This window comes from Paenibacillus lupini, from assembly GCF_011761355.1.
GTDB lineage: Bacteria > Bacillota > Bacilli > Paenibacillales > Paenibacillaceae > Pristimantibacillus > Pristimantibacillus lupini.
In genome coordinates this window covers 512,466-535,673 of record NZ_JAASRW010000003.1, presented here as the reverse complement: position 1 = coordinate 535,673, position 23,208 = coordinate 512,466, and the positions used below count along the sequence as shown (strand labels likewise).

Annotated in this window: 23 protein-coding genes and 1 riboswitch; of the genes, 8 read left to right on the top strand and 15 right to left on the bottom strand. The window is 43.8% G+C overall.

Going from position 1 to position 23,208, the window contains the following annotated elements:
- Positions 1-4 precede the first annotated feature (4 nt).
- The 6 genes from FHS17_RS12055 to FHS17_RS12030 form a co-directional block, all read right to left on the bottom strand.
- Positions 5-907, bottom strand: a complete 903-nt coding sequence (locus FHS17_RS12055; protein WP_167278640.1) for an aldo/keto reductase — start codon at positions 905-907, stop codon at positions 5-7.
- 57 nt (positions 908-964) lie between these two features.
- Entirely contained in the window at positions 965-1,525 is a 561-nt protein-coding gene (locus FHS17_RS12050; RefSeq protein WP_167278639.1) for a DUF2812 domain-containing protein, read from the bottom strand.
- Between the two features lie 5 nt (positions 1,526-1,530).
- On the bottom strand, positions 1,531-1,851 hold the full coding sequence (locus tag FHS17_RS12045; protein ID WP_167278927.1) for a PadR family transcriptional regulator: 321 nt from the start codon (positions 1,849-1,851) through the stop codon (positions 1,531-1,533).
- A 191-nt stretch (positions 1,852-2,042) separates the two neighbouring features.
- Positions 2,043-2,327 carry a (2Fe-2S)-binding protein gene (locus FHS17_RS12040; protein ID WP_167278638.1) on the bottom strand — a complete coding sequence of 95 codons (285 nt, stop codon included), beginning with the start codon at positions 2,325-2,327 and terminating at the stop codon, positions 2,043-2,045.
- Between the two features lie 85 nt (positions 2,328-2,412).
- Positions 2,413-3,276 carry an AraC family transcriptional regulator gene (locus FHS17_RS12035; protein ID WP_167278637.1) on the bottom strand — a complete coding sequence of 288 codons (864 nt, stop codon included), beginning with the start codon at positions 3,274-3,276 and terminating at the stop codon, positions 2,413-2,415.
- Positions 3,277-3,349: 73 nt separating this feature from the next.
- Positions 3,350-3,958 carry a DJ-1/PfpI family protein gene (locus FHS17_RS12030; protein WP_167278636.1) on the bottom strand — a complete coding sequence of 203 codons (609 nt, stop codon included), beginning with the start codon at positions 3,956-3,958 and terminating at the stop codon, positions 3,350-3,352.
- 76 nt (positions 3,959-4,034) lie between these two features.
- Positions 4,035-4,114, bottom strand: a riboswitch (ZMP/ZTP riboswitch).
- Between the two features lie 129 nt (positions 4,115-4,243).
- Here FHS17_RS12030 and FHS17_RS12025 point away from each other — a divergent pair.
- Positions 4,244-4,957, top strand: coding sequence for a glycoside hydrolase family 25 protein (locus tag FHS17_RS12025; protein ID WP_167278635.1), 714 nt, complete (start codon positions 4,244-4,246; stop codon positions 4,955-4,957).
- Positions 4,958-5,215: 258 nt separating this feature from the next.
- Here FHS17_RS12025 and FHS17_RS12020 read toward each other — a convergent pair whose 3' ends face one another.
- The 4 genes from FHS17_RS12020 to FHS17_RS12005 form a co-directional block, all read right to left on the bottom strand.
- Positions 5,216-5,632: a hypothetical protein gene (locus tag FHS17_RS12020; protein WP_167278634.1), complete on the bottom strand. Its 417-nt coding sequence runs from the start codon at positions 5,630-5,632 to the stop codon at positions 5,216-5,218.
- A gap of 166 nt (positions 5,633-5,798) precedes the next feature.
- Positions 5,799-6,359, bottom strand: coding sequence for a glutathione peroxidase (locus FHS17_RS12015; RefSeq protein ID WP_167278633.1), 561 nt, complete (start codon positions 6,357-6,359; stop codon positions 5,799-5,801).
- Between the two features lie 121 nt (positions 6,360-6,480).
- On the bottom strand, positions 6,481-7,017 hold the full coding sequence (locus FHS17_RS12010) for an NUDIX hydrolase (RefSeq protein WP_243865308.1): 537 nt from the start codon (positions 7,015-7,017) through the stop codon (positions 6,481-6,483).
- A gap of 281 nt (positions 7,018-7,298) precedes the next feature.
- Positions 7,299-8,264 (bottom strand): phosphotransferase, encoded by a 966-nt coding sequence (locus FHS17_RS12005; protein ID WP_167278632.1) that lies wholly within the window; start codon positions 8,262-8,264, stop codon positions 7,299-7,301.
- Positions 8,265-8,390: 126 nt separating this feature from the next.
- Between FHS17_RS12005 and FHS17_RS12000 the strand changes: the two genes are divergently transcribed.
- From FHS17_RS12000 to FHS17_RS11975, 6 genes are all read left to right on the top strand, one after another.
- The gene (locus FHS17_RS12000) at positions 8,391-9,188 is read left to right on the top strand and encodes an ABC transporter permease (RefSeq protein ID WP_167278631.1); all 798 of its coding nucleotides are present in this window, start codon (positions 8,391-8,393) and stop codon (positions 9,186-9,188) included.
- A 10-nt stretch (positions 9,189-9,198) separates the two neighbouring features.
- Entirely contained in the window at positions 9,199-10,017 is an 819-nt protein-coding gene (locus FHS17_RS11995; RefSeq protein ID WP_167278630.1) for an ABC transporter permease, read from the top strand.
- Positions 10,018-10,029: 12 nt separating this feature from the next.
- Positions 10,030-11,028, top strand: a complete 999-nt coding sequence (locus FHS17_RS11990; protein ID WP_243865307.1) for an ABC transporter ATP-binding protein — start codon at positions 10,030-10,032, stop codon at positions 11,026-11,028.
- Between the two features lie 657 nt (positions 11,029-11,685).
- The gene (locus FHS17_RS11985; RefSeq protein ID WP_167278629.1) at positions 11,686-12,207 is read left to right on the top strand and encodes an RNA polymerase sigma factor; all 522 of its coding nucleotides are present in this window, start codon (positions 11,686-11,688) and stop codon (positions 12,205-12,207) included.
- Positions 12,192-13,070 (top strand): anti-sigma-V factor RsiV, encoded by an 879-nt coding sequence (gene rsiV, locus FHS17_RS11980; protein WP_167278628.1) that lies wholly within the window; start codon positions 12,192-12,194, stop codon positions 13,068-13,070. The genes FHS17_RS11985 and rsiV overlap by 16 nt, the downstream gene beginning before the upstream one ends.
- Before the next feature lie 90 nt (positions 13,071-13,160).
- The gene (locus tag FHS17_RS11975; protein WP_167278627.1) at positions 13,161-14,132 is read left to right on the top strand and encodes a stalk domain-containing protein; all 972 of its coding nucleotides are present in this window, start codon (positions 13,161-13,163) and stop codon (positions 14,130-14,132) included.
- Between the two features lie 284 nt (positions 14,133-14,416).
- Here FHS17_RS11975 and FHS17_RS11970 read toward each other — a convergent pair whose 3' ends face one another.
- The 5 genes from FHS17_RS11970 to FHS17_RS11950 all read right to left on the bottom strand — a co-directional run bounded on the left by FHS17_RS11970 (position 14,417) and on the right by FHS17_RS11950 (position 21,959).
- The gene (locus FHS17_RS11970; RefSeq protein ID WP_167278626.1) at positions 14,417-17,911 is read right to left on the bottom strand and encodes a hypothetical protein; all 3,495 of its coding nucleotides are present in this window, start codon (positions 17,909-17,911) and stop codon (positions 14,417-14,419) included.
- Positions 17,912-18,447: 536 nt separating this feature from the next.
- On the bottom strand, positions 18,448-18,891 hold the full coding sequence (locus FHS17_RS11965; RefSeq protein ID WP_243865306.1) for a MerR family transcriptional regulator: 444 nt from the start codon (positions 18,889-18,891) through the stop codon (positions 18,448-18,450).
- The gene (locus FHS17_RS11960; protein WP_167278625.1) at positions 18,866-19,594 is read right to left on the bottom strand and encodes an SDR family oxidoreductase; all 729 of its coding nucleotides are present in this window, start codon (positions 19,592-19,594) and stop codon (positions 18,866-18,868) included. Before FHS17_RS11960 ends, FHS17_RS11965 begins: the two co-directional genes overlap by 26 nt.
- Before the next feature lie 697 nt (positions 19,595-20,291).
- A complete protein-coding gene (locus tag FHS17_RS11955; protein ID WP_167278624.1) occupies positions 20,292-21,611 on the bottom strand; it encodes a helix-turn-helix transcriptional regulator in 1,320 nt (439 codons plus the stop codon).
- Between the two features lie 144 nt (positions 21,612-21,755).
- A complete protein-coding gene (locus FHS17_RS11950) occupies positions 21,756-21,959 on the bottom strand; it encodes a hypothetical protein (RefSeq protein WP_167278623.1) in 204 nt (67 codons plus the stop codon).
- 218 nt (positions 21,960-22,177) lie between these two features.
- Here FHS17_RS11950 and FHS17_RS11945 point away from each other — a divergent pair, with 218 nt between their 5' ends.
- Positions 22,178-22,792: a helicase-related protein gene (locus tag FHS17_RS11945; RefSeq protein ID WP_243865305.1), complete on the top strand. Its 615-nt coding sequence runs from the start codon at positions 22,178-22,180 to the stop codon at positions 22,790-22,792.
- The last annotated feature ends 416 nt before the right edge of the window (positions 22,793-23,208 follow it).

The window sequence follows — 23,208 nt, the reverse complement described above, 5'->3', positions numbered from 1 at the left end:
GGTATTACCGGTGAACCTTGTATACGCCTGCTTTGCTTAAACGGCGAATAAGCTGAACTTCTTCTCCTGTTAGTGCTGGAGCTTCCGCTGCAGCAATGTTCTGCAGAAGCTGTTCACGGGAGCTGGCTCCCGGAATCGCCACTGCTACAACCGGATGGCTAAGCGAGTAGCGGATTGCAAGCTGCGAGAGACTTCTCTCTGTGCTCGTCAACTGCTGCAGCTGTTCACGGAGCTGAACCAGCTCGCCCAGCTCATAATCTGAAATACCTTTGGATGGTTGTCTGCTTGCCGCAAGCGCTCCACTTGCAACAGGACCACGCGCAATAACGCTAATCCCTTTCTCCTCCAAGAGCGGAAGAACCGTCTCTTCTGCACGTCGGTCTACGATGCTATAAGGATTCATCACGCTGACCATAGAGGAGCGAGCAGCATATTCACGAATCACATTTGGACGAATCGACGATATGCCATATTCGCGAATGACGCCCTCCTGCTTTAACTGCTCGAACGCTTCGATCGTCTCCTCGATCGGATCCTCAATCGTTCCGCCATGCAGCTGGTACAGATCAATATAGTCTGTGCCTAGTCTGCGAAGGCTTTCTTTTACGGCTGATAAAATATATTGTTTCGACGGATCCCATGTCCATCCTTCTTGACCAGGAATTCTCCGGTTGCCAACCTTCGTCGCTAGCACAACCTGATCACGCTGTCCACTGATCGCTTTGCCTACCAGCTCTTCATTAAGTCCGCTGTCATACAAATCTGAAGTATCCAGCAGGTTAACGCCCCGCTCCAATGCTTCATGAATAAGGGCTGTTGCCTTCTGTTCATCGGTTCCAAGCGACATGCAGCCTAGACCAATTTCTCCAACGAGCAGCTTTGAGCTGCCTAACTGATTTTGTTTCATTCGGATCTCACTCCTTTATTGTAAAGCTGCAAACGCCAAGGCTTGCAGCCTTCAAGACTATACTTGCAGCTTAAGATTGTTTACTTTCTTCTTTATCTTCCAGCAGCCATATCCTAACAAGGCAAACAGTCCAAGATAGAGGATCATCAGCGGAACACCTATCGTCCAGAGCCCCTCTGTAAAGAAGGTATTCAAGTTAACCATGTTCAAAATCATGATAAAGAGATTGACGAACAACATAGCGCTAATAACTCCCAGCAGCCTTTTATAGAGCATAATTAAAGATTCACGGTCTGTATATAGCTGAGGCTCTTCACCCGGCTGCCACTCCCTTCGGAAGTAATGCCAGGTCAAACCGAATGAACTGACATACTCCCAGCCCGCATCTTGATACAAATCAAGATACTCCTGAAATTTCCCGTTTTCCCGAGACTGTCCGGTCTGATAATCCATCCTATACGTATACCGAACCGATTCATCACGCACGAAAGAGCTGCTTATGAGTCCGCCTTTTTTAAAATGTAATCCTTGGCTCGACAACTCATTCATCCATTGCTCTCCTTTCTCATAATTCCAGGCCATAATCATTCGATGACGCTTTACCAGCTTTTCACTCAACTGCCTCACCCCTTCTTCGTAATCAGAGCCTGACGCCCTACGCCCAGAAGCTCCTCCAGCCTTGCGACTTCCGCAGACACAACCTGCCTGCCATTCTCCGTAATGGCATACATCTTACGCCGGGTATCCGTTCCCTCAGGTACAGGATAAAGTTCAATCAACCCTTTATTGAGCAAGGTATTAAGCGCCGTGTATAAAGTGCCGGCACCAATCTTGACCCGTCCGTTACTCATTTTCTCGGTATCCTGCATAATTCCGTATCCATGCGAAGGCTCCGTGTATAGAACAATTAAGATATAATAAAAAGCTTCCGTCAGCGGCAGCATCTCTTTCACATCGTTCAGTCTTTTCCTCTCCCCTCTAATATATCGACATGCGATACATCTTATGACTATATATTACAACTCGATATATCGGGTGTCAATATAGTTATGGTATTTTTTTCTTTTTGCATGAAAAAAAGGGCATGTTGGATTGTCCAACATGCCCTTTGAATAGCGGGTCTCTTTGTGCTGTTTTACACGAATTCGTGCTTTACCTTCGGACAGCTGCCACAGTAGCTTTGCTCGTCAGATGTCGTCTGGTAATAATAACAGCAGGTTTTACGTATGCGGAACGGATCTTCATAAGCTTTTGTTAGTCTTTTCTCCGTATAGAACTTGGTTAATGGATTACGCGATTCACCAAACAGATAGCCTGGCGCCTCCTGCACTAAGAACCGGAAGTCTTCTTCCATACGTGCTTGCTGTCCAGTCGTCGCCCCTATAGCAATGTCATTCTGGTTAAGCATCAAGCCCATCATGCTTCTCTCCAGTACAAGTTTATTTAATGAAAGTGATTATCACCTTCAAGTATAGGGAGAGATACCCAAATTGACAATTGACGTTTTAATGAATGGGAATATAGACCGTCATACTAATTTTCTCCGGAGTGGAATTCATCACATCCGTTACCTCAAAGTCTGGTCCCTCTCCACGCTCATAATTGCTGTTAGGCAGCCAGGTGCCGTAAATGTACTTCCATGTATTTTGCCCAAGCTCAGGCATACTGCTGTTTCGAAAGGCTGCGTATTTTCCAGCAGGAAGCTCGAAGCAAGCAAAGCCCTCTTCTACTTCAGCAAATGCTGTGACCTCCTCGCCAATAAGGAAGGAAAAAGCGCCATCCTCATGGAAGGAGTGGGAAATACCATAGGCAAAGGCCGGCCGGGCTTTGTTTGGGATACGCATAAAATATTCATTGCTGCCAAAATGCCCGTAAAATCCCGGAATCTCCTCAAAATACAATTCGTTATTCAAATTCGTTGCGTAGTTATACCCGATAATACGAATGGCAGGAAGCTCTACTATGTCCGGTTTGTACATATTCAGCCCTCCTCGAATATTGGCTGTTAGAGCAATGAAGTCGATTGGATGCTGGGAAACAAGTGGTTGCTGCCGTTTACGATACTTAGCTGGTGTTGCGCCAAAATAACTACTGAAAGCACGAGTGAATGCCTCCTGCGAGCCGTATTGATAAGACACTGCGATGTCTAGTACTGTTTTCTTGGTAACCAGAAGCTCCGCAGCAGCGACGCTTAATCTTCTCTTCCGAATGTATTCCTGAACCGTAAATCCAGAAATAGCGTGAAAGATCCTTTGAAAATGATAGACCGAAAACCCCGCTTCCATGGCAATAACCTCTAAGCTAAGCGGCTCCTGCAGCTGATCTTCCATAAACATGATGGCTTGTTGGACTCTCGTATAATGTTCCATTGGAATTGAGTTACCCAGCTCCTTCGTTTACATTTGCAGTTATCTTATCATTGAAGTGGCTTGCTATATTTGATCAGGAATGCTTTCTTGGCGTCCAATCATATTCCATCAGCCTCGCTGTCTTTAGGGCCCGCTCCTCACCATGAAGCTTGCCGATTACATACAAGGACATATCTATACCAGCTGATACACCCGCAGACATAATAATCTTACCGTTATCTACATACTTCACATTGTCCAGAATCTCTGCCGATGCAGGTACAACCTGTCTTAATTCCTCAATAGCAAGATGATAGGTGGTGAGCTTCATTCCTTCCAATACGACAGCTTTAGCAAGGAGTAACGCTCCCGTACATACGGACAAAATGAGCTCAGCTTCATCCGCGCAGCTGTGGATCCAGTCTGTCAGTACTTGATTGTTCATTTCTTGTCGAACACCACGGCCGCCAGGGATGAGGATAATATCGGGTTTCGGGCAGTCATGAATGGTATACGCCGGATTCACGCTGAGATTACCTAATGCCGTGATCGGATGGTTATGCTCGGCTACCGTGTAGACATGGAAATCCTGTCCGTAATTACTACCCGTAAGAAACACTTCGTACGGTCCCGTAAAATCCAAGATCTCTACATTGTCATAGATCAGAATCGCTACATTCCGCTTCTTCTGCACCGTTTCCATACCCTCATCCTCCTAAAAATAAATGAAATTAAAAAGAGTATTTGTCCCACGGGAACAAACTCTTCCCAGTGAACAAATACTCTGCCCAGGCGTACGGCTGATGACATATGTGCTCCCTCGTGGTTATCCACGTTTACGCCAGTCGCACATACCAGATATTTACTTATTATACTATTCCGAACATCGGCCGGAGGCAAGAGTGAATTTGAAACAATTAATGGCAGTATATCGTCTATAAAACTGGAATGTTTTGTAAGTCTAGTATTCTTTGAAGGAAGTGTAGCCATGAAGCTAAAAAGATGGCATAAAATAATCGCTGGGCTGCTGCTGTTACTCCTTACTGCCGGAGTACTAGAATACAAGGGGATCATCTGGCACAACAGCTTGTTCGCGGCCAAATATGATGTAAGAGGAATCGATGTCTCTCACTATCAGGGGGATATAGATTGGAAAAAGGTCGCTGACAGTGGAAAGTGGCAATTTGTTTACATCAAAGCTACCGAGGGAAAAGATATGACCGATAGCCATTTCAGGGCTAATTGGGAGCAGGCGAAGAGCAATGGCATGCTCATTGGTGCCTATCATTTTTTCACCACTCAAAGTACAGGTTCTCAGCAAGCTTCACATTTTATTGAAGAGGTTCCTAATGAGGCTGCCAGCCTTCCCCCAGTCATCGATATTGAGATCAGTCTGGATAAAGATGTTCCACTCATTCAAAGTGAGCTAACCACCCTAGCAGATAAACTGGAGCAGCATTACAAGCAGAAGCCCATTCTGTATGTCACCTACGATACTTTTAACACCTATATTGCAGGAAACTTCGAGGATTACGAAATCTGGATCAGAGATATTGTGAAGCATCCATCCCTGAAGGACAACCGGGCTTGGACGTTCTGGCAATTTAATAATCGCGGAAGAATCTCCGGTATCGATGCCTACGTGGACATTAACGTATTCCATGGGGATGAAGCTGTCTTTGCTGCGAAGTTCAAGAGATAAAGTTCAAGAAATAAGATATGAAGGAAGGAGTTGTCCCAACAGCCCCTCTCTGTACAATAAGACCCTCACAGGGTCTTATCGTTACTAATTGCAGGCTGCAATCACCCAATAAGACCCTCGTAGGGTCTTATTGCATCTGAATGCTCAAGAAAGCTTGGTTTCCTCCCCTTATTAAGCAAATAAGACCCTCACAGGGTCTTATCAAACCGCTGCCAGTCTTAAAAGATAGTCCCAGTTTGAGAGAACGGTTTTTTATATCTACTTTTGAATCTTAAAGGTAAATTTCCACTCAGCTGTGTTCCCGGAATACCTGCCACGATTTTCTGTGACGACTACTTTCAAATTTTTATTTATCGTTTTAGTTATGTTGGAGGCTTTAATTGCAGTATTGGATGAGTTGCTATCCGGTATTTTATCCTGTTCCTCAGCATAAGCCTTAAGCTTTACACTATCGGTTGATTTCAGATTTAAGGTAACACTGCCGCCCTCCTTCACTTCTTTATCGTTGATATACGCCGTTGTTAACCACTCATTACCAACATGATTGTTCTCAACCAGCTCTATACTAACCAGAGTGACCTTAAACTTGGTCGTCTTACTCGCTGCAGAGACAGGTTGAATAAGCAGAGTAGAAACGAAAATAACAACCATAACCAACTTCAAATACTTGTACATTGAGAGTGCCTCCCTCAAACTTTTTTTCTATCTAAGGGTTACATACTTCGCTGGATCACTCACTTCTCCTCCTTCATCCCCCTCATTTACCGGGAGTATCCGAAGATCGATATCCATCCCCAAATACACGTCAAGACGTCAAGATTGATAACCACGGTCTATTCAACTAGTCGGAGGACAATGCTTCCTCAATAGCCAACTCCAAATCGGTCGGCTGTGTCGTTGGCTCGAATCGGCCGACGACTTGTCCCTCTCGGTTAATGAGAAACTTAGAGAAGTTCCATTTTACGCCATCGCCGTCATATAAGTCCGGATGATTCTGCTGGAGAAAATCTTTCATCCACATCTCAGCAGCATTATCCGGATCATATCCTTGGAAAGGTGCCTGCTCCGTAAGATATTGAAAGAGCGGATGGACATTTTGTCCACGGAGCTCTACCTTTTCAAATAACGAGAAGGTTACCCCAACATTGCGCCGGCAATGCTCCTCTACTTCCGTATTGCTGCCGGGCTCTTTGTCATTGAACTGATTGCATGGGAAGCCCAGTATCTCTAAGCCATGCATCCAGTATTTTTCATACAGCTGCTGAAGACCATCGAACTGCTTGGCATATCCGCATTGGCTTGCTGTATTAACGATTAGAAGAACCCTGCCACTGAAAGCAGACAGATGAATAGGCTCTCCAGTAATCTCATTAACTTGAAAGTCATAGATGGACTTGTTCATCTTATTCCTCTCCCTTGTTTTATATTTAATCCATCATATAACCCAGAATCCTATTTGAATAATATATAAAAACAATAATCTTAATAGGCAATTCCAATAATGTATTTAATGGAAAAAGGACTTAAAATAGGTCCATTTTCTCCAGCAGCTCTGCGGCTTCTTTTAGTATCATTCGATCACGCATTAGCATAAAAAGATTGCCATAATCATCAGCGCTGCTATTTGCATCCTTTTCCATAACTTCAATTGCTTGACCAATTGTCATCCATTGAACGGACATTCCGAGCTGCTCTTCAGCTTCCGTTAGGGACGTTTGTTCTGTGCTTCTTTGTGCTTTCGCCAAGTAACAATAGGAATATTGCAGAAAGCGGTTTCTGTTCTTGTGCTCCTCAACAACTCCTAGTTCGCGAACCACCTCTGCCTCATAACCCGTCTCCTCTATAATTTCACGCAAAAAAGCTTCCTCTGGTGACTCACCTTCCTCTATGCCGCCACCCGGAAGTTTATAAAGGTCCAATTCAGCCATATACATCATAGCAACCTGTCCAGTGTGATCAACAAGCACCCCTCGCGAAGCATATCGGGAGACCGTATCGATATATGCTGGGGCTCCTCCCAAAATATCACTGTCGTTTAATCTAAGATTTAACGTCATCATTAATCTCCTTTATGTTAATTTAGTAGGTTAGTTTCTATTGGCCATGAATCTCTAACCATGTTGGATTATGTACAATCGTTTGGAGCAATAAAGTTCGGTATACGCCTCTATACTGTATTTAATACAGTGAATTCCACTCATATTGCCCCCACTTAACCCCTAGAGCCTATTTTTGCTGTATAGAATACAATCTAGCCTCAGACACCTCACCCACTTCTGATTTTTCCTGTATAAAATACAACTCCTGTTTCAAACAAGTTAATAGAGAGGACACTCTCCTCTTACATTCCCATCAGCATCTCATCCAACTGCTCGTGATGCTCCGCAATCCAGATCATCTCCTCAGCAAAACGTGCCGGAATCCGATGATGATTATCCATCTCCGCGGTAATCCACCATTTGCTTTCCAAATACCAGAGTAACCGGATGATATCCGATAAATAATTAACCTCAAAACCTGCAGTCTCTTGATAACCTTGCAGGAAAGCCTTGGTCTTACCAAAATCCAGCTGCCCCTCCAGAAATGCCCCGGATAGGATGGCACGGGCTATATCAAAGTCCAGATAGTCAAAGTTCAGCCGATCAAAATCAAGGACAGCCGATACGGTTTCCTCACGGAATAACAGATTATCCATCCATAAATCCCGATGTGCCCAGCCTTGCCGGCAAGCTTGCTGAAGCGCAGGCAGATTCAGCGATTGAGTCATTTTTTTCTGCAGCTCCATAATCGGAACAAGGTGGGGTTTATTCATCTGAACAGCTTGCTCAATCACATCATCCCAATGCGCAAGTCTTGCCTCCACTGCATGCGGCATGAAATCCGGTTCACTTTTGCCTGACAGTGTACCATCATTGAGGTGGTGATGCAGCTGACCGATGATTCGCCCCAGACTATACATATGAGAACGATCCGCCATACCTGGCGCAATCCCGCTGCCTTCGCAATATTGCATCAGAATATAACGTTCGCCGGATTCATCGGCATGTAGAATTTCTCCCTCCCATTCAAGAAGCACGGGCGAAGGAAACATCATCTGTGACAGCCTGTGCTGCTGAGTCAGAGCTATACGTAAAGTGTCCACACTCTTAAATCGGTTGTTGTGATACTTCTTCAGCACATATTTTCCTTTATTCGTATGCAGGATCCACTTCTTATTTAACCATCCTAATTTAATCGGCTCAGCCGCATGAATCTGAAAATTAAACTGCTTCTCACAGCGCGCAAATAGATCCGCGTATTCTATCATTTGAATCCCGCTCCCCATAAATATCTATATTTAAAATATCCATAGCCTATTTCTATTAATTAGATTAATATATAAACGTTATAAATGTAAGATTTTTCATATGCAGTCACTTTCAAGGGGGTTAATATGCTTCAAGCTTATTGGTATATAACGAAAATGAAGCTCCTTACCAATCTGACTTACCGATTCGAAGTATTCACTTCCGTGGCGACTAACCTCATTCTTACGCTGGCATCCGTCTTCTTATGGCAGACCGCCTACAAAGGCGGCTCCGGAACGGTTGAGTCGCTTAGCCTGCAGGATATAACGACCTATACCATTCTCTCGATCACCATCTCCACCATCTTCGTTTGTGACGTACAGAACACCATCTATTACAAAATACGGGAAGGACAGATCGTCACTGACTTCTACCGCCCGATTCCCCTTCTTGCCTGTTATCTGGCTGAGGATATCGGAGAGATGTTCAGCTCTTTATTAAACCGAGCCCTTCCGCTAATTGTATTCGCTTCCATCTTCTTTGGCATCCCTTGGCCCGCTTCCATCCAAGGCTTTCTCCTCTTCCTCCCAAGCTGCCTGCTAAGCTACGCCATACTTTGGCTTCTCAGTGCACTCGTTGGATTGATCGCATTCTGGGTCATGGAGCTTGGCAACATGGGGAATGTGAAAGACAGCATTGTCCGCGTATTATCCGGCAGCATTGTGCCGTTATGGTTTTTCCCGGACACCGTTCAGACAATCTCGAAGTTCCTGCCTTTTCAATATACGTACCAGACTCCACTTGGCATTTATATCGGCAATACCAGCATCAGTGATGGCTTCACCGCCATGGCTGTTCAAGCAGTATGGGTTGGATTACTCTTCCTCGTCCTTGCAGCCGGATGGTCCCGCACGAAGAAAAAAACCTTAATCCAAGGAGGATGATACAGCCCATATGGTATCCTCATTCAAACATTATGTATCCGTCGCTTCCTGCTGGGCACGGCTGGCCATCCAACGCCAATTGGAATACCCGCTCTTCCTGTTCAGCTGGCTTCTGATGATTCCTATTCAATATTTCTCAGGCATCTGGATGCTCAAAATCATTGTCGACCGCTTCCAGGCGCTGAACGGCTGGGACTTCCCGCAGCTTACCTTCCTTTATGGACTAGGGCTGATCAGCCACGGCATCTTTGTTGTTTTCTTCATTAATACTTGGAGTATGGACCATATGGTCATTAACGGCGGCTTCGACCGTCTCCTGCTTCGCCCGATGAACGTCTTCTTCCAGCTGGTAGCCAGCTATGTGAACTTTATTGGTCTTATTGACTGCATTCCTGGCGTTATTATTTTCCTCTATGGCTGTGAAATTGCCGGCTTTGAATGGTCTCTCGTCAATATCGGCAAGCTCATCCTTGTATTGATCGGTGGTATTCTAATCCGTGCTGCCTTGTTCACAAGCCTTGGTACAATTGCCTTCTGGACGAAACGAAACGGCTCAATGGTTGGCTTCGCCCTCACCATGCTGGAGCGTGCCACAATGTATCCGCTTAGCATGTACCCTTTTTTCCTGCAAGCTCTGTTTACGTTCATCATCCCCATCGGGTTCATCAGCTTCTATCCTGCTGCCGAGTTTCTTGGTACAGATAATGGCGGGCTTGAGCTCCCGCTGAGCTTCGCTCTTTGGACGCCGTTAGTCGGGATCATCTGCTTCTTGATTGCGAGTGGTATTTTCAGATTCGGAATGAAAAATTACGAGAGCGCAGGCTCTTAAGACTTGGGGGCAATGACGAGAATGGATGCCGTTATTGAAGTAAATGATCTCGTGAAAGAATATATCATCGTGAAGAAAGAAAGCGGGCTGCGCGGCTCGCTCAAGAGTCTTCTCTTCCCTAAGAAAACGAAATTTAACGGCGTAAATGGGATAAGCTTCTCTATCGCTCCTGGCGAAATCGTTGGCTACATTGGTCCAAACGGCGCTGGCAAAAGCACCACGATTAAGATGCTGACCGGCATTCTCCATCCAACCGCTGGGTCCATAAAGGTATGCGGCATTTCCCCGCAGGCCGACCGAAAAGCCGTTGTCCGCAAACTTGGCGTCGTATTCGGACAGCGGACTCAGCTTTATTGGGATTTGCGGCTTGGCGAATCGTTTGAGCTGCTGCGAAGAATCTACCAGATCAATCAGGCGGAATATGAGCAGAATCTCGCGATATTGACGGATGTGCTGAAGCTGCAGGATTTTATTAATACACCGGTGCGCCAGCTTTCCCTTGGTCAACGTATGCGTGGTGATATTGCGGCTGCCATGCTCCACTCTCCATCCGTATTGTTCCTAGATGAACCTACGATTGGACTAGATGCGGATGCAAAGCTGGCTATTCGTAATTTTATTAAGGAGATTAATCGTACGCGTGGGGTAACCGTTATTCTAACTACCCATGATCTCGATGATGTTGAGCAGCTCTGCAGCAGGATTATCGTCGTGAACAATGGCAAAATCGTAGAGGACGGCCCCATCGAGTCCATCATTCACAAGTTAACGCCTCACCGCATGCTAGTTGTCGAGCTTCAGAAGCCTTGCGCTGATCTGTCCACCCCTAACGCCATCGTGATCAAACAAGAGGGGCTCAAGATATGGTACCAATTCGAGAAGGAAGCCATCTCCGCCTCAGAGCTAATCGCCGCCTTATCGCAAAAGCTGCCGATTCAAGATATTAGCGTAAAAGAACCAAACGTCGAAGACGCAATACGGGAAGTTTATAAGACAACGTCTTCGGTGTAGGGTTAAAGCAGCAAGCTTTCTGCAAAGAAGCTACATCGTAAGAATAAACTCTGCTTCTCCAGAATCATTTGAAATGCTCCGTTTGAGGTTTAACCCGTATTCTTAAATGGTAAAAAACAAGTAAAAAAAGCGGCTGTGCAGGGTTTAAGCCCGCACAGCCGCTTTGCGTAGAAATGCTTTTACAACGACAAGAAAATCCCAATTATATTTTGAACCAAGCATTCAAATACCCACAGTTGAGAAACGTCAGCAGCCGGTCAATACTGACCGGCTGCTGCACTGTTTTTATTGAGCTAACGTTCCCAGATAGCTTAATAAATCGTGCATTTTTAAGTTGACAGCTGTACACATCTTCCACCAGTTTCGATTAATTAAGACGATAAACCGATGCCCTCATCGCAGAAACTCCGAACAATCTGATCGTTTTCAAGCTTAGAAAAATACAGAAACTCAGTTCAGTCGAGAATGAGATCCGGTTCACACTTCGAAGCTCATTCGGCTGCGCTCTAGAAGCCGAATCATTTCCGTAATTTAATTCACAGCCATATTGAAGTCCTGCATCTCGAAGCAGCAGGTAAATATCTCCACACCAAACTTTTTGCCGGCATGGAACGTTATAGTTTTACGTCCCTTATCGTAAAGGAGAGTTTATTCGTCATGTTTGCTTCCCCTTCTTCAAAGGAAGTGTTGCAATGCATTTTACAACACAAAGATAACGCTTATCGTTTGGCATATACATACGTCAGAAATCCCGATGACGCACGGGACATTTTTCAAGAAGCCACTCATAAAGCTCTAGCAGCTTCGAAGTCACTCAAAGATGTTTCCCATGTAAAGAGCTGGTTTTATCGAATTGTGATAAACACTGCGTTAGACTTTTTGAGAAAAAGGAAAAATAGTGTTCCTTACGATGAAGTGACACTCGAAACTTATGGTTTAAGTACACATGATGCCTATAGAGACTTTGATTTGGAGCATGCGATAAATTTGCTCCCTCCTCTATATCGAAGTGTAGTTGTTCTCCGCTACTTTGAAGACATGAAAATTGAAGAAATCGCACATGTCTTGAACGAAAATGTTAACACAATCAAAACACGATTGTATGAAGCTTTACGAAAATTACGGTTATTCATGAACGATGAAAACTTGAAAGGTGGATGGCAATGGATAACAAGATGATTGAACTAAAGCGACAATATAGCGAAATACCTGTCCCCGAGGGTCTGGACATCATTGTAGAAGAAGCATATCGCAAGCATATCCATAAGAAAATGCTGCGAATTCGATGGATCTCTGCTACTGCAGCAATTGTTACCTTGTTTATTTCCGCTTTAAACATAAGTCCCTCGTTTGCAAATGCATCTTCGAAGTGGCCTGTAATCGGCCCCCTTGCTAAAGTACTTACTATCCGAGAATACAAGGTTAATGAATCATCCTATAAAGCCCATATTCAAGTACCGGCAATTTCCGATCTTGGTGACAAGTCGTTAGAAAATCAATTGAATGACAAATATTCTGTGGAGAGCAAGCGGCTTTACACGGAATTTATGGTTGAAGTAGAAGACTTGAAGAAAAACGGAGGTGGAGAAGCTGGTGTGGAAAGCGGTTATGTTGTCAAAACAGATACGGATCGTTTGTTATGCGTTGGACGCTATGTCGTAAATACCGTAGGTTCTTCCTCTACAACATTCAAATACGACACGGTCGACAAAGAGAACCATGTGCTCATCACGCTCTCGAGTCTATTTAAAGACGAACAGTATATCGAAATCATCAGCAACAACATCAAGGAACAAATGATAGCGAGAATGAAACAAAACAAGAACTTGTTTTTCTGGGTTTCCGGAAATGGACAGCAAGAGTCAGACATGAATTTTAAATCGATTGAGAAAGATCAAAATTTTTATATTAATCATGATAACAAACTGGTCATTTCCTTTGATAAGTACGCTGTCGCTCCCGGATCGATGGGTATCATTGAATTCGTTATACCGACAGAGGTATTAGCTGATATTCAGGGCGATCAAGAATATTTAAAATAATTCCTTATCGGAGAAATCTACCAAACTTTATCATAAGGCTACCCGTTATAGCTATGTACAAACCACAATAAGCTTACGGAGGTAACATTTATGATGAAAAAAACTGTTATTGCTGCAGGGTTAACAGCGACCATGACGTTAGGGATCGCGGCTGGTGTATACGCATCTGGTCAATTGACCCAAGTGAAGGCATTCTTAAACCCGTCCGTCAACATCAATGTAGGCGGTAGCCAAGTCGAATTAAAAGATGACAACGGCTCGGCAGTGACGCCTCTCGTTTATAACAACCGCACATATTTACCCGTTCGCAGCGTAGCCGGACAACTCGGTTATGACGTCTATTGGGAAGGATCATCACAGACGGCATATTTCACCCCAAAAAGCGAATATCTTGAGTATCGAGCAGATGAACAATTGATTTTGGATAAGTACGGTTATTCCTTGCAGATTCCAGCATCGTTTGGCGGCAAGCTTCGTCCGACAGTATGGCCGGCGGAATCGGTCGCGGACGGAATTATGTCTGGGGCATTGACGGTGGGCACTCTTAGCGCAATCGACTTACTTTACTTGCCTCAAGATGTAGCATCACCTGAAGCACGAATTGTTGCTACAGTAGAGGTTATTGATCAGGCAAACTGGAATACTGAGAACCATGATGTTAAAGACTCTTTGTTGGGAACCAAAGGAGAGTACGCGTACGTCCTTCGAGTAAAGAAGGATAATCCATTTGGAGCAGGCACACCAGATAACGCAAGTTACAAGGCAATCGTCGAGCATATGACAGCTAGAGGATATGATCTGGTCCTATCTCCTGCCGTTTCGGCAAGCGCGGATATCGCATCTAAGCTAGTCGGCTCTTGGACCGAATCGAGCAAAGGAACAGTAATGGAGTTGACCACCGACGGTGTATTATATCGCGCTGGTCAAGCGGCTGGGAACTACTTGATCGTTGACTCGTCCCATATTCGTATCGTTGCGGACATGTCTAATAGTACGGTCGAATTTGTTGTTAACGGTGATACACTAGAGTTGGCTGGTCAAACGTTCACTCGTATTAAATAGAAACTCAATAACAAGAAAGGTGCTCAGTTCTAATGGAATTGGCACCCTTCTTTCGGCTTGCCTTTAGAGCCCAACCGTTAGTCTGACTCCAACCATCACGGTGCATTAGTTGAATTACTTTTTGGGCTTCTTTTGTCGCTGGCGCAGTATATAGGGATTTTTACACCCAAAAATTACCATAAATAATATACGTACAAATGAAAAAGAACCTTGATTTTATCAAGGTTCTAAAGCGGAATTATTATGTCGTTGTACTCGTCCCCATAAAAGGACTAGAGTTGCGGTTAAGCGACTTCATGTAGTGATACACGATCTAGATCCGTAACAGAGGAAATGGCACCATCAATTGAAAACGGCATGATCGTTTGGATTCCTTCGGCTGAAGTCACTTTAAGACAATGATCTGTTGTAATAGCTTCGGTTGAAGCAACGGGATGGCCACTACCATCTACAACGGAAATCGTCTGAACACCATTCAGGGATATTAACTCGTCCAACACATTACCAGCCGTTGTCCCAGCCTTAATGTCAATTGCACGGCTTGAAATGGAATTAATATGCGTGCTTGTATAGGCAATATCTACGGTTGTGTCAGAGACAATGCTCGGGAAAACGTAGGACTGCGATAAATTTGCCTGTACGGAACTATCGAACTTGGTACTGCCATTTGCATCAGGATACACAGTTGCGGTTTGCGTTTTATAGTTTTTATTGAACGTTTTAACACCGATATTGCTAAAATGATAACTTGAGGTACCTCTAACTTGTACAGCACTGCCGATTAACCCGCCTTGTAAAATATTTAGGTTGCTTAAATTAACGTCAGTTCCATTATCAACAACAATCGCAAATCGGTCATTTTTTAACGTGTCTTCATATTTTATTGAACTGTCTTGAATCGTGACATGGTCGACGTATTTCATAAGTATGCCATATGCAGGGAATGAGCTCGCATTTGAATAGGACGATGTTCGATAGTTCCCCCCATTTTTAGCTTCGGCTATAACTTCCGTCGTGTTTGATAGCACGGGCTTGGAAGCAGGTTTAGCAGGATTATAGGATGCAGTAAGATCAAGGTTTTTAATCGTTATATTTCGAACGGGATACGTTTCTCCATCTACAATCGTTCCTACGGAACCAACGTCAACCTGGCCTGCGGATCCGGTGCTTGGAAACCGTTTATATCCTTGAATCACAATGGGGAATGCCCCATCTCCTCCTGCGTTCTTGGATAAAACAGCCCCATCTACCGTTACGTTTGAAATTGAACCGGGTCTTCTTATTCCAAGAGGCAGCCTTGCTGTTTGAAGACTTCCATCTTCGTCAAGTCCGGCACCTTCAAATCGAGGAGACACGCCGAAAGCAATACCGCCGGATGTGTTTTCTAAATGTAAATCGGATAAGGTTACGTTACTTACGTTTGAACCGTCGTTAACCCAGATGGCAACACCGGTTTTGTTCGCATTTGTTGTAAGACTTAAATTTTTTGCAGTTATATTTTCCATATCTCCAACGGTTTCCGAGCCTAACTGGAACACATTTCCGCCTGCGATGTCACCAGCAACGATTTTTTCAATATCGATATTAGAAACATGTCTAATAAATCCTAAAGAAAAGTCGCTTCCTAATTTTGCAACGTCATTGCTGGATTTCAGAGTTGTAATGTTATAAGCGGATGCGTCGCTATTTTGCATAAAGTTGAATGTGTCTCTTTGACGACCGGAAGTAGAGTCAGGCAATAATATATTTTGAACTCTAATGTTATCGCATCCGGTTGTTAGTACAGAAAACCAGCCGCCTTGTTCGATGGTTAAAAGATGATCCTCGTCCATTCCGCCAATCACGATATTTTTGGATAGCTTGAGCGAAATGGTTTTGGTTCCGTTACCAGCAACATAAGGATCGCTATATCCCGTATATAAATTCATATTTCCGTAAATTTTGGCCGAATTGCCGATGATTTTGATATTCTCTACGCGAATGCCCCACATAAGAGCGTCTTCCCAATAGCCATGACCGTCATCCTGCCCCAATGCGAAGGGATAATTTAAAGGAGCTTCTCTTGCGTCGATATGGTCTAAAGCGATAAGCTGAGCGTTTTTGTCCAAATATAAATGTACGTTGCTTCTTAAATGGATGCTGTTAGAGGCGAAGTTCGAGTCTCCTTTGAAGTAAACCGTTCCGCCGCCATTTTTACTTGCTGCAACAATTGCCGCATTGATAGCGGCAGCATTATCTGATCCGGTATATTTCATAATGTCACCCGCGCTGTCCGATACCTTTGCGTCGGCAACTGCACCAAAATTCGTTACGTCATATTGACCTGAATAATAGCTTACCATGTTTGAACTTCCATCGGATGTGACTAGCTTAAAGGAATAGTTTGTCTCCGGTAATAGGTTCGAGAGTACCGCTTGTTGTGATTTGAATACGGTTCCTGTGTTCACCCAAGTTAAACCTTTGTCTAAACTTGCATAAACGCTTGCTTGTTTATTCAATGAATCAGCTTCCAGCACAACGGTTGTTGGGGTGTTATAGGAGACATCAGCTGCTTTTCTGACTAAATTTGTTACATTAGTAGTGATATTGAATTTTGCCGTTCCTGTTTCCGTATAATCCGCTTCGCGGGGTGTTCCTGAATAAGCCTTGCCGCTAAAAGTTGCACTGAAAGTTCCGCCATGACTTGGCATTTTTTTGTTTTTCAAAACAAGTGTAACGTCAACGCCATTGTATGCGCTAAAATCGGTATCCTTTATAGAAACCGTTTTTCCACCGTCCGTTATGGCCACTTTTGTTCGTAAATCTTCATTTGAATTTATATCTCTAACCCAGTTTCTTCCCGAATGGTTATAGTCTTTTGCGGAAGCGATAGCCGCATCATTTAATTGTACGAAGCCGCGGCCAATTAAATCGAACGTATCGGTAGGGGAAGCTGTTATTCCGTCCGGCAAATGAAAGGTTAACGTTCCGTATAAATATTTTCTTTCCGGAGTGGTTCTATTGATAGAATATTCCAATATTATATCTTGGGTTTGACCTGCCGTATATTGCTGGAGGTTGGCTTTTAAAGTTGATAGTTGGATGGTATACGATTTGGATGTTCCGTCTTCAGCAACTACAGTTAGTCTATCATTATTCAAGATTTCATCAGATATCCTTTTTTCGTTTCCCGAACGATCTGTAACGGAATATTGTTGAATCGAATTGTCCGTTGAGTCGATTTCAGCAAGCAATTGTTCAACATCATATTGAGGTATCATATAAATTGAGCTATTTGCGTTGTCGATGCTTGATAGGTGAATGGCGTTATTTAGCATTCTCAGATTAGTGTTTGAAGAATTAGCCGGTTTAAAAGCAGCTTTTTTCAAAGAAATTTTAGAATTGCTAATTTGCAACTCGTAGGATTTAGCTTTATTTACGGCAGGTAAATTCGTTATCGCGTAAGCTATTCCATCAGTGCCTTTGAGCACACTAATTTTAGCATGAGACAAATCTAGTTTATCCTTTCCATCCGTTATAGTGATATAAGGTGGAACACTGCCGCTGGTAATATTCAATAGATCAATCGTTGAAGATGTCTTAAACGAAAATGTGTCCGACGCTCGTACGGTAGACGAAAATCCCAACGGAGTTATTTTCTTAGACTGTCCATGATTATCCTGTTTCACTTGTTTCGAGCTGTCGTTAAGCTGCGGATTAGATGCAGCCCAGGCACCGTAAGCCAGACTAAACATCATAGTTAGAGCAATAATAGTGGATATAAGCAACCTTTTTTTCAACTTCACTCTCTCCTCTTTCTATTTAATTGATTCAGTACTAGCATAGTTCAGTTTTGTTTGATGATTGTTAACTAGTCAATAATTGAGTACAAAGTTGTATTTCGTGACTTAACAGCAACATTATCCCATAACATCAAAAATCCGCGATTTACGCTGTCTTGCCGAGATAATTGCCATCCGATAATGATTCAACACCCTTCAAAAAAAGGACAGCTGATCTTGTGATCGGCTGTCCTTTTTTAGTTCAAAGGTAATAGCTTTAAAGTGTGTCTACGACCCGGTCAACCAAATCACAGGATGGCATCGATGTTCAGTGAAAATAAAGTATTAGACTGACCCAAAAAAACGAAACAGCAGCAGCCATGGACGAGAAAATAAGTCCTAGACTGCTGCTGTTTTATTGAAGTATCGTTCCCCTTTAGCTGAACAGGCTACCTGGTCAATCCCCAACACTGGTATCCTTCTTTCATGGAGTTCTGTCATTGCATACGATGCTCCTGCTTTTTTACAGCACCAATCCAAGCAATCTACGAAATCTAATGTTGCAAATCCTTAAGCAGGCTTTTCTTATTCGCAATTTTATAATCCAGTACACCCAAAATTTTTTGTAAGTGATCGATTTGGTCCTGGATCTTCTTTCTGTACCCTAGAACTTTATCATACACTTCGGGTACGGACACAATATCTTCCACATAAGAGAGCGATGCAAACTCTTTGATATTTTTAAGAGGTACGCCCATCTTCTTCAGGCAAATAATGAGCTCCATTAACTGTATATCTTCCTGGTGATACATTCGCCGACCGTTGTCTCTTCTTTTCGCCCTAGGAAGCAATCCGATCTTCTCGTAATAGCGGAGAGCATCCTCTGTTAATTCGGTCATTCTTGAAATTTCCTTGATTGAAAAAGCGGCTGAATTGCTCATCCTTAGACCTTCCCATCTTCTTGAAATAAAATCACCAAGGAATAACGCCTTGCTCATTGAAGTATCCCCCTGTGGGTCCCTCTTGTGCAAGAGTAGCGTAATGGACAATGATTCGGGAACCTTGTTCCGGCGTTAGGTCACCGTATCCGTTATTGAAATCGGTAGCAACAAAACCTGGGCAAACGGAATTTACTTTAGCAGGAGTATGTTTCAATGTAAAAGCAAGATGAGTCGTAAGCTGATTCAGTGCAGTTTTGGAACAACTATAAGCCAATGCCTTAAAAGGATATACGCCACTGGCCGGGTCGCTATGCAGCGTTATAGATCCTATGGAGCTGGAAATATTGACAATCCGCGGGGCATCCGAGTTTTCGATGAGGGGGAGCATCGCTTGGCTGACCGCGAATGCGCCAAAAAAGTTCGTATCGAATGATCTCTTTAAATCCGCTACGCTCAGATCCGTAAATTTATGAATAACACCAATTCCTGCGTTGTTTATCAACACATCCAGTTTTCCATACTCTGTTGTTATTTTTCGGGCTGCAGCGTCAATGGTGGCTTGTTCGGTCACATCCAGTTCGATACAATGCGCATCAATTTCTTGGTCTTGCAGTTTTGCTGCCGCTTCTTCCCCTTTTTCCTTGTTTCTCGCTCCTAGCAACACCGTATACCCTAGACTCCCCAATTGACGCGCCGTTTCAAAACCAAGCCCTCTGTTGCCTCCCGAAATCAACGCTACCTTCTTCATTTGTACGGACATTTCTTCTCACCTCTCCTTCTATTTTTTGAGCGTAATGACGTTACATCATTACGCTTTTGATCATTACTTCACTCATGTTACAACTTGGTGTAAACACCAAGTCAAGCGATAAAAACAAAAAAAAGGCAGTAACCTGCCTCCCTCTATGGAGAATCACTTTGCTCTTAAATGCTCTCATTTTCTCAGATATAGACCATAATTGCTTCTTAGCAGATAACTTTTTAGTGGAATTAATTAAATTGTAGGTAAAGAAATATATGGGTATCCAGAAGTGCAAAAAGCCCGTGAAGTGGTAATACGTTCAATACGTTGATTTTGTCCGTCTGATTGCTTAAACTTCATAATAAGAGCACCTCCTTGATGGTGTGGGTATTTACCCTTCGACAAACCTATCATACCGAGGCGCTCCTTTTTTGATAAAGCCCATTTCTTAGGCTATACAGGAATGTTTAGCGCAACAAAGAAGTGGCATTTAAAGAGCTTGACGTTCTATCTGGGAGATAGATGGACTCTGATGTGTATTTACACAATTGATAGTAATTTAATGACAGCTACACAGCCGCAGTCTGTGTATTGCTAGTTCGCAATGATCCGAAAATCCAAACAAAAAGCTACCGAATTTCAAGCCGGTAGCTTTGGGGATCGCCGACAATCTATGCATCACCAATCTTCGATCTCCGTTTTCCGATATACATGTCTACTTTACTTTATTTAATAAGTTTGTCACCATTCTACTCAATGTACCTTGATCGACGAAAGGAGCAAGACTTGCCAGCAGATCCGGGCTAAGCTGTTCAGCTTCGACTCCACCAATCAACTTCTCGAGATTTTCCCTGTCAAGAAAAGGTGCGAGACTTATGATCCGGTTCGCATCGATGGTGCCGTCTACAACCCGGTCTACCAAACGACTTAATGTTTCTCTGCTAATAAAGGGTGCCAGACCTTGAACGGTATGCCAGCTCAAGCTGCCCTCTTCGGCTTCTAGTACCAACCGATCCACTTGCTCCCTGTCAAGAAAAGGTGCGAGACTTATGATCCGGTTCGCATCGATGGTTCCGTCTACAACCCGGTCTACCAAACGACTTAATGTTTCTTTGCTAATAAAGGGTGCCAGACCTTGAATGGAATGCCAGCTCAAGCTGCCCTCATCGGCTTCTAGTACCAACCGATCTACATGTTCTCTTCTAAGAAACGGGGCAATTCCAACAAGATTGTGAACTTCTAAGGAACCGTCAATCGATTTATCTACCAGTCGGCTTAATGTGTCGCTGCTGACGAACGGAGCGAGTCCAGTAATGGCATTCCACACAATTTCTCCTTCTTCTGCCTGACGAACGAGTTCATCCAATGTATCTGTTCCAAGGAACGGAGCCAGCCGCATGATCACGTCTAACTTAAGGACGCTGCTGTCTAATCGTTCTGTAACCTTATGCAGAGTGCTTGCCTTTACAAACGGCGCTACTTGTACAAGCTCTTCCACCTTCACCTCTCCGGTATTGACCATCTCTGCAACTTGTACCGGTCTGTTCTCTGCGATCTCCTCAACGATCGTTCCCAGGTGATGGTGCTCCCGAATTTCTGCGTTGTCTCCTGCATTTAAAATGTCGTCTACCGTTTTGCCGAATAACCTCGCTAACTGCGGAAGCGTTCCGATATCCGGTAGCGAGTCGCCCCGTTCCCATTTCGATACCGCTTGATGACTTACATTCAGTTGATCGGCAAGTTCCAATTGGGTCAGATCCTGGTCTTTGCGAAGCTTCGAAATATAAGCTCCAATTTTACGCAAGTCGAGCATCGTATACCTCCGATAAAACAAAATGTACAGTGCGCACTGTCGGAAACAGCATAGCATTTCCGCAAACGCAATCCTATCAAGCGTTGGTTGAATTGTCACATCCGCTTTATTCAACTGCCGGTAGAATTGTCCAGACAGAAAATCGCCAGAGAGGGTAGACATATGATCCTGCATCATCTGCGAGATCTGGAATCCACACCCCACTACTTTTGTCACTTTCATGTATAGGTTTTTTCTACAAATCAATTCCGTTATCCTGCTTAATCGTTCAATGAAAACAGCTGCCGATTGATTGTAGGCAGCCGTCTTATTGTTGAGCTAAAGTTCCCAGTTAGCTCAATGAATGCCTATCATAAAGAGTTTCCTTCAATGTACCGAAGTATCCGAAAGCCTTGTCTTATGCGGTCGTGTTGTAAAGGAGCCGAGTACTTGCGTCCACATACTGTACTGCATAGCGTAGTGGCTGTTCGATTCGCGGAATGAGGAGACAGTCACACCTGTCTCGAGTATCTCCTGAATCAGATACGCAGCCCCTGCCATACAAAACGCTTGCGCTCCGGTCCTACACATAACCGGGCGCTTCCTCGACCAAAATCATTTTGAGGGCATACCATGTGTTCAGCAAGTACATCAGCGATGTATATTTTTCATTAGCCAGGGTAATATTTCTTACCGTCGCGTTGTAAAATTCCATTTTATGAAGCTTGTCGTTTCGTCGAGAGAACCGTATCATAAGTTACATTGCTAATATTCAAAGAATAAGAAGAGCAGGAAGGATGACTGATATCATGAACATTACTGAAAAACAGATCGTCGTATCCTTGGAGCCCGAAAATGAAACCGAATACTTGAAGCTTTTGAATAATTACTTTACGGCTTCCGAGCGAAATAGCCGGGCCTCCTCCATTCATGAAAAAAAACAGCTCATGGCGATTAAAGAGCAAATGGCGCTTATGTGCAACCAGAATCCGCAAAAAATGAACATGCTGAGGTCCATCATCCGAGATGTAAGTGACAGAAGGGAAAAGGCGGTCGTCATCTCCAAATCGAATGCCGTCACATCCCTGTTATTAGACGAGCTTTCTGCGGACGAGGACATCAAAGGCGTTTTTATTATTACGACACAGCTTTCCATCCATGAGGTCAATGAGATGATTGACAGATTTAATAAAATCCCGGAATCCACCGTTCTGCTTATTACGGATTCCGTCAACACCGGTCTCGACGTTACGGCGGCAAATCATCTTGTGCACTATGATTATCCGGCCCGCTACTCTGATATTCTGCAGCGCAACAACCGCATATCGAGACAAACTTCATATCATAAAGAAGCGACCATATATTATCTCCTAACGTCGGGCAAAATCGACGAGTTCGAATATCGGGAATGCCGGAACCCATAGTGTAAGCAAGGCTGCCAATCAATTCCGCGGCAGCCTCATGCTGTTGTATCCTACTCAATCTTTCTTTGTTTATATCCTTTAAGGGAAAACTGCTCCCACCAGCTCCAAGGTGAAGGATCGATATGAATACAAATTATCATTTTATTGTCGATAAGAATCGAGAACGTTTCCTCGTCTTGGTCAGGAATCCATTCAAGAACATACGCAGTCTACATATCGCTAAACTGCCTAAAAAGGGATCGCCTCACGAAATGAAAATAATCGTACGCTAAGCAATTCATTGCATGAAAAAAACCGGCCCCTTTACTCCTACAAGGAAACCCGGTTTTTGTAATCGCAGCTTAATTGAAATTTAACTATCGTTCCTCTTAACGTAAAGTCTGCGAAGATGTACCTAAAAAAGAAGAAAGACGCTT

Coding starts and splice junctions, on each gene's coding strand:
- FHS17_RS12055 (WP_167278640.1), bottom strand. CDS start 907: ATGAAACAAAATCAGTTAGGCAGCTCAAAGCTGCTCGTTGGAGAAATT.
- FHS17_RS12045 (WP_167278927.1), bottom strand. CDS start 1,851: ATGCTGCCGCTGACGGAAGCTTTTTATTATATCTTAATTGTTCTATAC.
- FHS17_RS12040 (WP_167278638.1), bottom strand. CDS start 2,327: ATGATGGGCTTGATGCTTAACCAGAATGACATTGCTATAGGGGCGACG.
- FHS17_RS12035 (WP_167278637.1), bottom strand. CDS start 3,276: ATGGAACATTATACGAGAGTCCAACAAGCCATCATGTTTATGGAAGAT.
- FHS17_RS12030 (WP_167278636.1), bottom strand. CDS start 3,958: ATGGAAACGGTGCAGAAGAAGCGGAATGTAGCGATTCTGATCTATGAC.
- FHS17_RS12025 (WP_167278635.1), top strand. CDS start 4,244: ATGAAGCTAAAAAGATGGCATAAAATAATCGCTGGGCTGCTGCTGTTA.
- FHS17_RS12020 (WP_167278634.1), bottom strand. CDS start 5,632: ATGTACAAGTATTTGAAGTTGGTTATGGTTGTTATTTTCGTTTCTACT.
- FHS17_RS12015 (WP_167278633.1), bottom strand. CDS start 6,359: ATGAACAAGTCCATCTATGACTTTCAAGTTAATGAGATTACTGGAGAG.
- FHS17_RS12010 (WP_243865308.1), bottom strand. CDS start 7,017: ATGATGACGTTAAATCTTAGATTAAACGACAGTGATATTTTGGGAGGA.
- FHS17_RS12005 (WP_167278632.1), bottom strand. CDS start 8,264: ATGATAGAATACGCGGATCTATTTGCGCGCTGTGAGAAGCAGTTTAAT.
- FHS17_RS12000 (WP_167278631.1), top strand. CDS start 8,391: ATGCTTCAAGCTTATTGGTATATAACGAAAATGAAGCTCCTTACCAAT.
- FHS17_RS11995 (WP_167278630.1), top strand. CDS start 9,199: ATGGTATCCTCATTCAAACATTATGTATCCGTCGCTTCCTGCTGGGCA.
- FHS17_RS11990 (WP_243865307.1), top strand. CDS start 10,030: ATGACGAGAATGGATGCCGTTATTGAAGTAAATGATCTCGTGAAAGAA.
- FHS17_RS11985 (WP_167278629.1), top strand. CDS start 11,686: ATGTTTGCTTCCCCTTCTTCAAAGGAAGTGTTGCAATGCATTTTACAA.
- rsiV (WP_167278628.1), top strand. CDS start 12,192: ATGGATAACAAGATGATTGAACTAAAGCGACAATATAGCGAAATACCT.
- FHS17_RS11975 (WP_167278627.1), top strand. CDS start 13,161: ATGATGAAAAAAACTGTTATTGCTGCAGGGTTAACAGCGACCATGACG.
- FHS17_RS11965 (WP_243865306.1), bottom strand. CDS start 18,891: ATGAGCAAGGCGTTATTCCTTGGTGATTTTATTTCAAGAAGATGGGAA.
- FHS17_RS11960 (WP_167278625.1), bottom strand. CDS start 19,594: ATGTCCGTACAAATGAAGAAGGTAGCGTTGATTTCGGGAGGCAACAGA.
- FHS17_RS11955 (WP_167278624.1), bottom strand. CDS start 21,611: ATGAAAGTGACAAAAGTAGTGGGGTGTGGATTCCAGATCTCGCAGATG.
- FHS17_RS11950 (WP_167278623.1), bottom strand. CDS start 21,959: ATGTGTAGGACCGGAGCGCAAGCGTTTTGTATGGCAGGGGCTGCGTAT.
- FHS17_RS11945 (WP_243865305.1), top strand. CDS start 22,178: ATGAACATTACTGAAAAACAGATCGTCGTATCCTTGGAGCCCGAAAAT.